Annotated in this window: 10 protein-coding genes; 6 read left to right on the top strand and 4 right to left on the bottom strand. The window is 60.2% G+C overall.

Translation table 11 applies throughout. The annotated features are described in order from the left end of the window. The first annotated feature begins 56 nt into the window (after positions 1-56). A complete protein-coding gene (locus GDV60_RS18930; protein WP_029300102.1) occupies positions 57-1520 on the top strand; it encodes a glyceraldehyde-3-phosphate dehydrogenase in 1464 nt (487 codons plus the stop codon). A gap of 380 nt (positions 1521-1900) precedes the next feature. Here the strand turns inward: GDV60_RS18930 and GDV60_RS18925 are convergent, their stop codons facing one another. Then, complete coding sequence (locus tag GDV60_RS18925) at positions 1901-3199, bottom strand: MFS transporter (RefSeq protein ID WP_159908438.1); 1299 nt, start codon at positions 3197-3199, stop codon at positions 1901-1903. A 262-nt stretch (positions 3200-3461) separates the two neighbouring features. Here GDV60_RS18925 and GDV60_RS18920 point away from each other — a divergent pair, with 262 nt between their 5' ends. Together GDV60_RS18920 and sthA are read left to right on the top strand one after the other, a co-directional pair. Further along, positions 3462-4475, top strand: a complete 1014-nt coding sequence (locus GDV60_RS18920; protein ID WP_178121313.1) for an FAD:protein FMN transferase — start codon at positions 3462-3464, stop codon at positions 4473-4475. A 190-nt stretch (positions 4476-4665) separates the two neighbouring features. Then, on the top strand, positions 4666-6060 hold the full coding sequence (sthA, locus tag GDV60_RS18915; RefSeq protein ID WP_024074093.1) for a Si-specific NAD(P)(+) transhydrogenase: 1395 nt from the start codon (positions 4666-4668) through the stop codon (positions 6058-6060). 42 nt (positions 6061-6102) lie between these two features. Here sthA and GDV60_RS18910 read toward each other — a convergent pair whose 3' ends face one another. Then, positions 6103-6825, bottom strand: coding sequence for a glycerophosphodiester phosphodiesterase (locus GDV60_RS18910; protein ID WP_029300106.1), 723 nt, complete (start codon positions 6823-6825; stop codon positions 6103-6105). A gap of 42 nt (positions 6826-6867) precedes the next feature. Further along, on the bottom strand, positions 6868-7452 hold the full coding sequence (locus GDV60_RS18905; protein WP_029300107.1) for a PilZ domain-containing protein: 585 nt from the start codon (positions 7450-7452) through the stop codon (positions 6868-6870). 94 nt (positions 7453-7546) lie between these two features. On the opposite strand from GDV60_RS18905, the gene GDV60_RS18900 reads away from it, so the two are divergent. Genes GDV60_RS18900 through GDV60_RS18890 form a run of 3 tightly spaced genes read left to right on the top strand, consistent with a single transcriptional unit; the run spans position 7547 to position 10792 of the window. Then, positions 7547-8797, top strand: coding sequence for a lipoprotein-releasing ABC transporter permease subunit (locus tag GDV60_RS18900; RefSeq protein ID WP_029300109.1), 1251 nt, complete (start codon positions 7547-7549; stop codon positions 8795-8797). Between the two features lie 7 nt (positions 8798-8804). Further along, positions 8805-9488, top strand: a complete 684-nt coding sequence (gene lolD / locus GDV60_RS18895) for a lipoprotein-releasing ABC transporter ATP-binding protein LolD (RefSeq protein WP_166647875.1) — start codon at positions 8805-8807, stop codon at positions 9486-9488. A gap of 59 nt (positions 9489-9547) precedes the next feature. Then, on the top strand, positions 9548-10792 hold the full coding sequence (locus GDV60_RS18890; protein WP_029300111.1) for a lipoprotein-releasing ABC transporter permease subunit: 1245 nt from the start codon (positions 9548-9550) through the stop codon (positions 10790-10792). A gap of 249 nt (positions 10793-11041) precedes the next feature. Here the strand turns inward: GDV60_RS18890 and GDV60_RS18885 are convergent, their stop codons facing one another. Continuing rightward, entirely contained in the window at positions 11042-12322 is a 1281-nt protein-coding gene (locus GDV60_RS18885) for an IS4 family transposase (RefSeq protein ID WP_159909281.1), read from the bottom strand. Positions 12323-12560 lie beyond the last annotated feature (238 nt).

The raw sequence follows: 12560 nt of genomic DNA, 5'->3' as shown, positions 1-12560 counted from the left end.
GCATTGCTCCAGGGGCGGTCGGGCGGCATAATGTAGCCCCTTTTTTCAGCCCCTACATGTGGAAGGTTCCCGTGACTCAGAAGCCCGACCAGTGTCTTGGTGAATGGATCGACCGTGAAGCACTCGCAGAAGCGATGATCCCGCTTATCGGTCAGCTGTACCGCAATAACAATGTGGTGAGCTCGATCTATGGCCGCAGCCTGATCAACCAATCAGTCATCGCGATTCTCAAGGCTCATCGCTTTGCTCGCCATCGTTCTGCCGACGATAGCGAACTCTCCGTCCACGAAACATTCCCTCTGCTTAAAGCCATGAGCGAGCTCAAGCTCGGCGCGGCCTCCGTAGACCTGGGCAAGTTGGCGTTCAAATTCCGCGCCCAAGGCAATGGCCGCAGCGCCGAGCAGTTCGTGCGTGAAGAGCTGGCCGAAGTCGTTGGCCAGCAGAACGCCGCCGCCCGTAAAGGCACTGACGTTGTGCTCTACGGCTTCGGTCGTATCGGCCGCCTGCTGGCACGCATCCTCATCGAAAAAACCGGCGGTGGCGACGGCCTGCGCCTGCGGGCCATTGTCGTGCGCAAAGGCGCCGAGAATGACCTGACCAAGCGCGCCAGCCTCTTGCGCCGCGACTCGGTACACGGTTCGTTCAATGGCACCATCACCATCGACGAAGAAAACAACACCATCACCGCCAACGGTAACCTGATCCAGGTGATCTACGCGAAGAACCCGACCGAGGTGGATTACACCCAGTACGGGATCCAGAACGCATTGCTGGTGGACAACACCGGTGTATGGCGTGATGCCGACGGCCTGGGCCAGCACCTGGCCTGCCCGGGTGTCGATCGCGTTGTGTTGACCGCGCCTGGCAAGGGCAAGCTGAAGAACATCGTTCACGGTATCAACCACAACGAAATCACCGCTGACGACAAGATCGTGTCCGCCGCTTCCTGCACCACCAACGCCATCGTGCCGGTGCTCAAGGCTGTGAATGACAAGTTCGGCATCATCAACGGTCACGTCGAAACCGTTCACTCGTACACCAACGACCAGAACCTGATCGACAACTTCCACAAGGGCGATCGCCGTGGCCGTAGCGCCGCGCTGAACATGGTCATCACCGAGACCGGTGCTGCCACCGCTGCTGCCAAGGCCCTGCCTGAGCTGGCCGGCAAGCTGACCGGTAACGCGATCCGTGTACCCACGCCGAACGTGTCGATGGCCATTCTCAACCTCAACCTTGAGAAAGCCGCCACCCGTGAAGAGATGAACGAGTACCTGCGCTACATGGCGCTGCACTCCGATCTGCATAAGCAAATCGACTTCGTCAATTCCCAGGAAGTGGTGTCCACCGACTTCGTTGGCTCGCGCCACGCCGGTGTGGTGGATGCTGAAGCGACCATCACCCAGGATAACCGCGTTGTACTGTACGTTTGGTACGACAACGAGTTCGGTTACAGCTGCCAGGTGGTTCGTGTGATGGAAGACATGGCCGGGGTCAACCCGCCTGCGTTCCCACGCTAAGCATCAGCGCTAAATGAAAAAGCCCCGACTGGTTCGGGGCTTTTTTATGCCTGGGGGTTTTGTGTTGGGGTTTAAGGCCTCATCGCGGCATAGGTATCTACACAACTTTCAGAAACTGACGAACTTCGCTGTGGCGAGCGGGCTTGTCGGAACGCCGCATCGCCCGTGCTGGGGTGCGAAGCAGCCCTAAAACCAGCCGCTGCGGTGTATCTGGTACAACGCATTCGGCTTATTGGGGCTGCTTCGCAGCCCAGCGCGGGCGATGCGGCGTTCCGACAAGCCCGCTCGCCACAACTGCGCTATCTGCCTAGATTTAGGCGTTGCGGCAAAGTTGTGTAGATACCTCTGCTCATCGCGGGCTTGCCCGCGATAGCGATCTGTCAGGCCCCACCGACCACCGAAGCCTGCGCCGTACGCAGTTCATGCCGGTTACCCTTGAACAGCACCAAGGTCGCAATCAACCCCAGCACCGCTGCCCCGCTGAGCCAGATCCCCGGCGCGGCCTTGTTATCCAGCACATGGATCAGGTAGGTACAGGCCGCTGGAGTAAAGCCGCCAAAGGTCGCGGTCGCCAGGCTGTAGGCCAGGGAGAAACCGGTGGTGCGGACCTGCACCGGCATGATCTCGGTCAGCGCCACCACCATGGCGCCGTTGTATGAGCCATACAGGAACGACAGCCACAACAGCACGATCAGCAGGTGACTGAAACTCGGGTTGACCACCAGCCACGACAGCGCCGGGTAGGCCGTAAGAATCGCCAGGATCGTCGCACCGAGCAGCAGCGGCTTACGGCCGATCTTGTCGGACACCGCGCCCATCACCGGCAGCCAGATAAAGTTGGAAATACCTACGCACACGGTGACCAGCAACGCATCCAGGTCTGACAGGTGCAACTCGGCCTTGCCGAAGGTCGGTGTATAGGCGGTGATCAGGTAGAACGACACGGTGGTCATCACCACCAGCGCCATGCCTGCCACAACGATGCCGAAGTTCTGGCCAATCGAGTGGATGATTTCCTGCAGGGTAGGGCGGTGTTTACGTGCCTGGAATTCCGGGGTTTCTTCCAGGGAGCGGCGAATCACGAAGATCACCGGCACGATCAGACAGCCGATCAGGAACGGTACGCGCCAGCCCCATTCCCCCATTTCCTCTGGGCTCAGCCAGTGATTCAGGCCCACGCCCAACAGGCCGGCGAATACCACCGCAGCTTGTTGGCTGGCGGACTGCCAACTGACGAAGAAGCCCTTGCGCCCCGGCGTGGCGATTTCCGCCAGGTACACCGAGACCCCGCCCAGTTCCACGCCGGCGGAGAATCCCTGCAGCAACCGGCCAAACAGCACGATCAGCGGGGCAGCCACCCCGAGGGTGGCGTAGCCGGGCACGCAGGCGATCAGCACGGTACCGGCGGCCATCATGGCCAGGGTGATCACCAGGCCCTTTTTACGGCCGTGGCGGTCGATGTAGGCGCCAAGGAAGATCGCCCCCAGCGGGCGCATCAAGAACCCGGCACCGAAGGTCGCCAGGGATAACATCAGGGACGCAAAGGCGCTGTCGGCAGGGAAGAAGGTTTTGGCGATGGCCGTGGCGTAGAAGCCGTAGACCATGAAATCGAACATTTCAAGGAAGTTACCGCTGACAACGCGAAAGATCGCCTTGCCTTTGCCCGTGGTGCTGGACATGTCATTTACTCAACTGGCTATCTTGTTGGAAATCCCTGGTCGTTGTTCGTCCGTGCTGCTGGATCCGGGCGCGCGGTGGCGCCAAAGAGTTTTGTAACCATATGTGTATCCGTGTTGGCGAGCAACAAAAACCGTTAGCAAGCTGGCTATTTGCCTCGGGCCAGGCCTCATCAGGCGACCACATGCCGCATAATGGCCCGCCCCGGAAATATGTTTGAGTGCGGCTTCATTCAGTTTCAGTAGCGATAAGGTTGTGTGGCTTATGGGCGGTTTGCGATACGCGGTGGTGGTGGCTTTGCTGGCGATCTTGGCGGGCTGCGGCAACGGTGAGGTGCTGGAGGCTTTTGGCGGCCCGACCATGGGCAGCACGTATTCGATCAAATACGTGCGCACCTCCGGGACGCCGGCGGCCGGGGTTGTCCAGCCGCAGGTCGAGAGCATCCTTGCCGAGGTTGACCGGCAGATGTCGACCTATCGCAGCGACTCCGACATCGAGCGCTTCAATGACCTGCCGGCCAACACGTGCCAACCGATGCCCGAGCCGATCCTGCACTTGGTGCGCACCGGCGAGCAGTTGTCCCAGGCCAGTGGCGGGGCGTTTGACCTGACGGTCGAGCCACTGCTGAACCTGTGGGGCTTCGGTCCCCAGGCGCGGCAAGTCAAGATCCCGGACCCCATGGCATTGGCCCAGGCACGCCAGCATGTCGGCCATCAGCACCTGCGTGTCGACGCTGGCCAGTTGTGCAAGGACGCGGCAGTGCAGGTGGATTTCAACAGCATCGCCGCCGGCTACACGGTGGACCGGATTGCCGAGCGGCTGGGGCAGTTGGGTATTCAGCGCTACCTGGTCGAAGTGACCGGCGAGCTCAAGGCTGCCGGGCGAAAACCCGACGGTACGCCCTGGCGCGTGGCCCTGGAGGAGCCTCGTGATGACCAGCAGGTCGCGCAGCGGATTATCGCGGTGGACGGTTTCGGCGTGTCTACTTCAGGTGACTATCGCAATTATTTCCAGCAGGATGGTCGCCGCTATTCCCACACCCTCGATGCCCGGACCGGCGCACCTATCACCCACCACCTGGCGTCGGTCACGGTACTGGAGCCTTCGGCGCTGATGGCCGATGGTTTGTCGACCTTGCTGTTGGTGCTGGGGCCGGAAGAGGGTTGGGACTATGCAGAAAAACAGCAAATCGCGGCATTTTTTGTGATGCGTGAGGGGGATGCTTTCGTCACACGCAGCAACAAAGCGTTCGAACAACTGACGGCGGTCAAGCCGTAATCAATACTGTGTAGTAAAGGCAAAACTGGCCTACGACGCGACCAAGGGTTAATGTGCGCGGCGTTGAGCCTTATATAGACTGTGCCCCGGCTCACACACCTGAGCCTATTTGATCCTTCATGACCGCTGGCCGCGGCATGATTTAGCCAGGCGCCCAACCGTGCGCCCTGGCCTGTTCTGAGGAGTACGCATGGCTGTCTACAACTACGACGTGGTGGTACTGGGTTCCGGCCCAGCTGGAGAAGGTGCGGCGATGAATGCCGCCAAAGCAGGACGCAAGGTGGCGATGGTCGATAGCCGTCGTCAGGTCGGCGGTAACTGCACCCACCTGGGCACCATCCCGTCCAAGGCCTTGCGTCACTCGGTGCGCCAGATCATGCAGTTCAACACCAACCCGATGTTCCGGGCCATTGGTGAGCCGCGCTGGTTCTCGTTCCCGGACGTACTGAAAAGCGCCGAGAAAGTCATTTCCAAGCAAGTCGCCTCGCGTACCGGCTACTACGCCCGTAACCGTGTCGACCTGTTCTTCGGCACCGGCAGCTTCGCCGACGAGCAAACCGTCGAAGTGGTCTGCGCCAACGGCGTGGTCGAGAAGCTGGTGGCCAAGCACATCATCATCGCCACCGGTTCGCGCCCGTATCGCCCGGCGGATATCGATTTCCACCACCCGCGTATCTACGATAGCGACACCATCCTCAGCCTGGGCCACACCCCGCGCAAACTGATCATCTATGGCGCCGGCGTGATTGGCTGTGAATACGCCTCGATCTTCAGTGGCCTGGGTGTACTGGTGGAGCTGGTGGATAACCGTGACCAGTTGCTGAGCTTCCTCGACTCGGAAATTTCCCAGGCGTTGAGCTACCACTTCAGCAACAACAACATCACCGTGCGCCACAATGAGGAATACGACCGCGTTGAAGGCCTGGACAACGGGGTGATCCTGCACCTCAAGTCCGGCAAGAAGATCAAGGCCGACGCCTTGCTCTGGTGCAACGGCCGTACCGGCAACACCGACAAGCTGGGCATGGAAAACATCGGGGTCAAGGTCAACAGCCGTGGCCAGATCGAGGTGGATGAGAACTATCGCACCTGCGTCACCAACATCTACGGTGCGGGTGACGTGATCGGCTGGCCGAGCCTGGCCAGTGCCGCCCACGACCAGGGCCGTTCGGCCGCTGGCAGCATTGTCGACAATGGCAGCTGGCGCTACGTGAATGATGTGCCGACCGGGATCTACACGATTCCCGAGATCAGCTCCATCGGCAAGAATGAACACGAACTGACCAAGGCCAAGGTGCCTTACGAAGTGGGCAAGGCGTTCTTCAAGAGCATGGCGCGTGCGCAGATCGCCGGCGAGCCGCAAGGCATGCTGAAGATCCTGTTCCACCGCGAGACCCTGGAAGTGCTCGGCGTGCATTGCTTCGGCTACCAGGCCTCGGAGATCGTGCACATCGGCCAGGCCATCATGAACCAGCCGGGTGAGCAAAATACCTTGAAGTATTTTGTGAACACCACGTTCAACTACCCGACCATGGCCGAAGCCTATCGGGTCGCCGCGTACGACGGCCTCAACCGGCTTTTTTGAGCGGCTCCGGCCGGTGGCCTGAGCCGGCCGGGGAGACCGATTTCAGTAATTCCCGAGAGTGGCAGTGGCCAAACCGGGAAAGTCTGTAATCAGGCTATCTACGCCGAAGTCGGCGAGCCTGCGCATCAGCGCGGGTTCGTTGACTGTCCACACGGACACGTGCAAGCCCTGGCGCTGGGCTTTTTCCAGTCGCTCGGGGGTGCACAGCGTCCAGTTCAACGCCAGAATCTCACAGCCATAGTTCTGCGCGACCTTCAGCGGGTCGAGCCAGGCATATTCGGCCACCAGTCCACGGGACAGATCCGGCGTCAGGTCCAATGCGGCCTTCAATACTTCCCGCGAGCTTGAGGTCACGGTGACCTTGTCCAGCAGGCCAAACCGCTGGGCCATTTCCCGAATCGCCAGCACGGTGGTCGCGGCGCGGGTGCGTGAGGCGCTTTTGACTTCCAGTTGCCAGTGGTCGAAATCGCACTTTTCGAACAGCTCTTCCAGGCGCGGGATCGGGCAGGGGGTGACCCAGCCCGGGCCGCCTTTGCGCGCGTCCATCTTCACCAGGTCGGCGGCGGAGTATTCCACCACCTTGCCGCGGCGGTCGGCAGTGCGCTTGAGGGTCGGGTCGTGGATCACCATCAACTCGCCGTCCATGGACAGGTGCAAGTCCAGTTCGCAGCGGCGCACGCCGTGCTTGAGGCATTGCTGGAAGCTGGTCAGGGTGTTTTCCGGTGCTTCGCCTTTGGCGCCGCGATGGCCATAAATCAGGGTCACAGTTGCTCCTTTTCGCCAGATAATGGCTGGATAGATACGAGATCAGGTGTCTTGGCCGTCGCTTTGTTCCCGGGCCAGGCGCCGTTCCTGGGCCTGCTTTTGCAGTATGTAGCGGGCCAGCAACTGACGCTGGGCGTCGGTCATGGATTCGAACTCGGTGCCCACATCGAAGCCGCTGCCTTTTGGGTCGCAATGGGTGACTTTGGCTCTTAGCAGCAGGCCAAGGGCCTGGGGCATCAGCACCAGCTTGACCGCCAGGTGGCTGCCCGGTGCGAGTACCGTGGGGTGCTGGAAGTCGATGCCGCCTTCGGAGATGATCACCGGCTGCGGTGCGCCGATCTCGCCCAGCAGGCTTTGCGCCATGACCTGGCTGAGCAAATCCATGCGTTTGTTCTGCACCTTGAGGAAGGCGGCGAGGGTGCGGTCGCGCTCGCCGAGCTGGCGCAGCAGGTGCTGGGACTCGAATTCGCTCAGGTGCAGTTCACTGAGCAGGTTGAACAGCGGGGAATCATCCAGCAACACTTCCTTGCTCGCCGCTTGGGGGGCAGACAGGCTTTTGATTTGGAGTGCGATCATGTCGTCGATACGGTAGTATTCGCGGCGATCTTCTTCATCTAATGTCGTCATGGCGAACCCCAGGTAACGGTAATGGTCTGAGTGTAAAGCTGCTTACCAGACCCCGCCACCGGGACGTCTTCTTTTCCTCCGAACAAGCCCCGACATGTTCAGACCTCTCTTCGTATTTATCGGCACGCGTTATACCCGTGCAAAGCGTCGCAATCATTTTGTGTCGTTCATTTCTCTTACTTCCATGATCGGACTCGCCCTGGGCGTGGTCGTGATGATCGTGGTGCTATCGGTGATGAATGGCTTCGATCATGAGATGCGCACCCGCGTGCTGGGCATGGTGCCCCACGCGACCATCGAGTCCGGTGAGCCTCTGGGCGACTGGCAAAGCCTGGCCGACAAGGTCAAGCAGAACCCCAAGGTGCTGGCCGTCGCGCCATTTACCCAGATGCAGGGGCTGCTGACCAACGATGGCAAGGTGCAGAAAGTCCTGCTCAATGCCATCGACCCGGCGCAGGAGCGCAAGGTCTCGATCATTGACCAGTTCATGCAGCAGGGCAAACTTGACGATCTGGCGCCTGGCAGCTTCGGCATCGTCATTGGCGACCGCGCAGCAGCCAAGCTGGGCGTAGCCATCGGCGACAAGCTGACCTTCGTCGCCCCGGAAGTCACGGTGACTCCGGCGGGTATGTTCCCGCGCATGAAGCGCTTTACCGTGGTCGGCATCTTTCATGTGGGTGCCGGCGAGATCGACGGCTTCCTCGGCTTGACCAACCTCACTGACCTGGCCCGCCTGCATCGCTGGAAGCCGGACCAGGTGCAGGGCCTGCGCCTGAAATTCAACGACTTGTTCGAGGCCCCGCGCGGTGCCTGGGAAATCGCCCAGCACCTGGGTGAAAGCCAGTACTACGCCCGCGACTGGACCCGTACCCACGGCAACCTGTACCAGGCGATCCGCATGGAAAAGGCCATGATCGGTCTGCTGCTGCTGCTGATTGTCGCCGTGGCCGCCTTCAACATCATCTCCACCCTGGTGATGGTGGTGAACGACAAGAAGGGCGATATCGCCATCCTGCGTACCCTCGGCGCCACGCCGGGGCAGATCATGGCGATCTTCATGGTCCAGGGCACGGTGATTGGCGTGGTCGGCACCTTGATCGGCACGGTGGTGGGCATTTTCGCCGCGCTGAACGTCAGCGCCGCCATCGCCGGTGTCGAAACCCTGATCGGCCACAAGTTTCTCAACGCAGACGTCTATTTCATCGACTACTTGCCATCCCAGGTGCAGAGCCAGGATGTGTTGATGGTGGGCGGCGCCGCGTTGGTCCTGAGTTTCCTTGCCACCCTGTATCCAGCCTGGCGCGCGGCACGTACCCAGCCGGCGCAGGCTTTACGTTATGAGTGAATCGGGCATGAGTGAAAAAGCAATCCTGAGCTGCCGCGACCTGGGCAAATCCTACGAGGAAGGCCCGGAATCGGTGGTGGTCTTGTCCAACCTGCAACTGGAACTGCATCCCGGCGAGCGCGTGGCGATCGTCGGCAGTTCCGGCTCCGGCAAAAGTACTTTGCTCAACCTGTTGGGCGGCCTTGATACGCCGTCCCAAGGCAGTGTGTGGCTGGCCGGTGAAGAGCTCTCGGCGCTGAACGAGAAGGCTCGTGGCCAGTTGCGCAATCGCTCCCTGGGCTTTGTGTACCAGTTCCACCACTTGCTGCCAGAGTTCACCGCCCTGGAAAACGTGTGCATGCCGCTCTTGATCGGCAAGACCGCGATCCCGGAGGCTCGCCAGCGTGCCACGGCGTTGCTCGAGCGCGTCGGCCTCGGCCATCGCCTGGAGCACAAGCCGGCAGAGTTGTCCGGTGGCGAGCGCCAGCGTGTGGCGATTGCCCGTGCCCTGGTTAACAACCCGGGCCTGGTGATGCTCGACGAGCCGACCGGCAACCTCGACTCCCACACCGCCCAGGGCATCAAGGACTTGATGCTGGAGCTGAGCACCCAGATGCGCACCGCGTTCCTGGTGGTGACCCATGACATGAGCATGGCCCGGCAGATGGACCGTGTGCTGCACCTGCAGGAAGGTCATCTGGTCGCCATCTGACCTGTTTCAAGCCCGGTGCCTGACGCCGGGTTTTCTATTTTTCCAGGCGGTGCAAGCGAATGTTCAGACCGTTATCGATTTTCATCGGCACGCGCTATACCCGCGCCAAGCGCCGCAACCGTTTTGTTTCGTTTATCTCGATGACCTCGATGATCGGCCTCGCCCTGGGCGTGCTGGCGATGATCGTGGTGTTGTCGGTGATGAACGGGTTCCAGCGGGAAATGAGTTCACGCATTCTCGGCATGGTGCCGCACGCGACCATTGTGGGCGTCAACCCGATCAGCGACTGGCAACCGGTGGCTGCTGCGGCCCTGAAGAACCCGGAAGTCACGGCGGCCGTGCCGTTTACCGAGATGGAGGGCATGCTGTCGTACAAAGGCTCGATGCAGCCGATCCAGATCAGCGGGATCGACCCGGCCCAGGAAGGCAAGGTGTCCATCGTCACCCAGCATATCGTCCAGGGCAATCTGGAGAACCTGCAACCGGGTGAATTCGGCGTGGTGATCGGGGAAATCACCGCGCGCCGTTTCCGCCTGAACGTGGGCGACAAGCTGACGCTGATCGTCCCCGAAATCAGCACTGCACCCGGCGGCATCACCCCGCGCATGCAGCGTTTGAACGTGGTGGGCGTGTTCAAGGTCGGTGCCGAGTTGGATGGTTCGATGGCCCTGATCCACGTCGCCGATGCCGCACAAATGCTGCGTTGGCAGCCCAACCAGGTGCAAAGCGTGCGCCTGGCGGTCAAGGATTTGTATGCGGCGCCCAAGGTTTCGGCGGATATCGCCACCGGCCTCGGCGCAGCCTATAAGGCGGACGACTGGACCCATACCCAGGGCAGCCTGTTCAGCGCGATGAAGATGGAAAAGACCATGATCGGCCTGCTGTTGCTGATGATCGTCGCCGTCGCGGCCTTCAATATCATTGCCACGCTGATCATGGTGGTGAACGACAAAGGCGCGGACATCGCGATCCTGCGCACCATTGGCGCCACGCCGCGGCAGATCATGGCGATCTTCATGGTCCAGGGCACGGTAATCGGTATTGTCGGCACGTTGATCGGTGGTGTGCTGGGGGTGATTGCCGCGCTCAACGTCAGCGAACTGGTGGGCTGGATGGAGCGCGTGACCGGGCAGCATATCTTCAGTTCGGACGTATATTTTGTCAGCAACCTGCCTTCGGAACTGCAAGGCGGCGATGTGTTGTTGATTTGCAGCGCCGGGTTTGTATTGAGCTTTTTGGCGACGATCTACCCGGCGTATCGCGCGGCGAAGATTGAGCCGGCGCATGCCCTGAGATACTCGTAGGTCTTGAGATCGCTATCGCAGGCAAGCCAGCTCCCACATTTGACTGTATTCACAAATCAAAATGTGTGTGGGGCTTGCCCGCGGTGAGCATGAGTATCGACACAACTCGCTCTTTTGGGTATGTGTATATATCCGTTGCCGCGGTCGCGGCGGGTATGGGTTCCGCCCTTACGGCGGCTTACTTTTGCGCTGTTCAAAAGTGAGCCGCTGTAAAAGCCAGCCCTTTCAAGGTCTTTTGAGCTTAGCTGCCTAGAGTACCCGATCCGTCGACACGTGAGTATTCGCGGCTTTGCCTTCCAGCCACTCTTTGGGTTTAGGCACCTTTGGCCCCCGTTTGCTCTTGGCGACCGCTTTAGGTAGGACGTTTTTCGCCAGCGTCAGTAAGTACGGAGCCAATCCTGCTTCAGGAATTGGGATCGATAAGGGCTCTGGCGGCAAGGCAATCTGCATGCCTTCATATCCGCTGCGTACCTGTACCGTCAGGTGGAAAATCGATGCTTCCCAATCGTCGGGCAGGATCTGGCGATGAGCCTGCTCAACGCTGCGTTTGAGCACCGCCAAAACGTTGTAAGCCAACACGGCCGACGCAAACCCCAACAGGGCTGCTTTGGGGTTGCCCAAGGTTTCGATTTCACTGTCCAACACCGCTTCCAGGCGCTGGAACATCCCTTCGATACTCCAGCGACGGCGGTACAAATCGGCGATTTGCTCGGCACTGATAGAGTCAGGCAAGTTGCTCCAGAACAGCAGCGTGGTGTCGCCGGATTCGGTGGGTTTTTGCAGCTTCAGTTCGACTCGCCGCCACTGGCAACCACCTTTTACTTCGATGATTTGCTCGCGCACGCTGCCTGCCGCAACCGCGATAGGCTCCTGCCAATCGCCTTCCTTAAGCAGACGTGGATGTTTGCTCTGTTCGCGGATGATGAACGAGGCCCCGGTATCTTCACAGGCCCCCATGACCGGGAGTGTGCAGTAGAGTCGATCAGCCATCCACAGTTGTCCCGCACTGGCTTTTTCCAGCAATGGCAGCACGCTGACGCGTTCGCTGGCATAGGCATCTTCACAAGGCTGAAGATCGACGACCTGGTCCAGATCGGGGTCGTAAACCACAACGGAAAAACCAGGCCGGGCGGCGCCCCGTTCCCTGCGCAAAGCGCCCAGGCGCTTTTCGCTGGAAGGCAGGTGGTTACCGTCAACGACCCTTAATTGCCAGCCAGGCAAAATGGCTGAGTGCCCCAGCTCTTTTATCGTCGGGGCCAAGCGCTCTGCGCTCCCGGTGACCAGGGCGCGCAGCAGCGCAGGCTCTGTGCGGCTGACCTTGTCATACAGCGCCGCCAAGCTAACAGGAAGGTCTTCCATCTGCCGCGCGGCGGCATGCAGAGAAGGTCGCAAGCCCAATGAAACAAGGGACATCAGTTCAACAATGGTTGAAAACAAAAGCTCGCGTGGGTACTGCCGCTGACGATGTTTTTCGAATACCTGATCGACCCATTCAGCAGGAACAGCCTGTTCCAATATCACTTTGGTCATGACACTGGCCGGTGCTTTTTTCTCAAACCGCGCTAGAACTTCTGCCCACATCGATTTCGTTCCCCTGACTGGCGTTTTGGGGGATTTTATCAAAGACCTTGAAAGGGCTGGCTGTAAAAGCGGAACCCATGGCCGCCGTTACCGCGGCAATGGATATGCCCCCTACATCAGCCCAAAACCCAGAGCCCAGAAGTATCAGAGAGTTGTGTCGATAATCATGCCGCGATGAGGCCCGCCC

This window comes from Pseudomonas sp. DTU12.1 (genome assembly GCF_009873475.1).
In the GTDB taxonomy this organism is placed as follows: Bacteria; Pseudomonadota; Gammaproteobacteria; order Pseudomonadales; family Pseudomonadaceae; genus Aquipseudomonas; species Aquipseudomonas proteolytica.
Note: the sequence above shows the minus strand (reverse complement) of the source record. Positions and strands in the feature narration are given on the sequence as shown.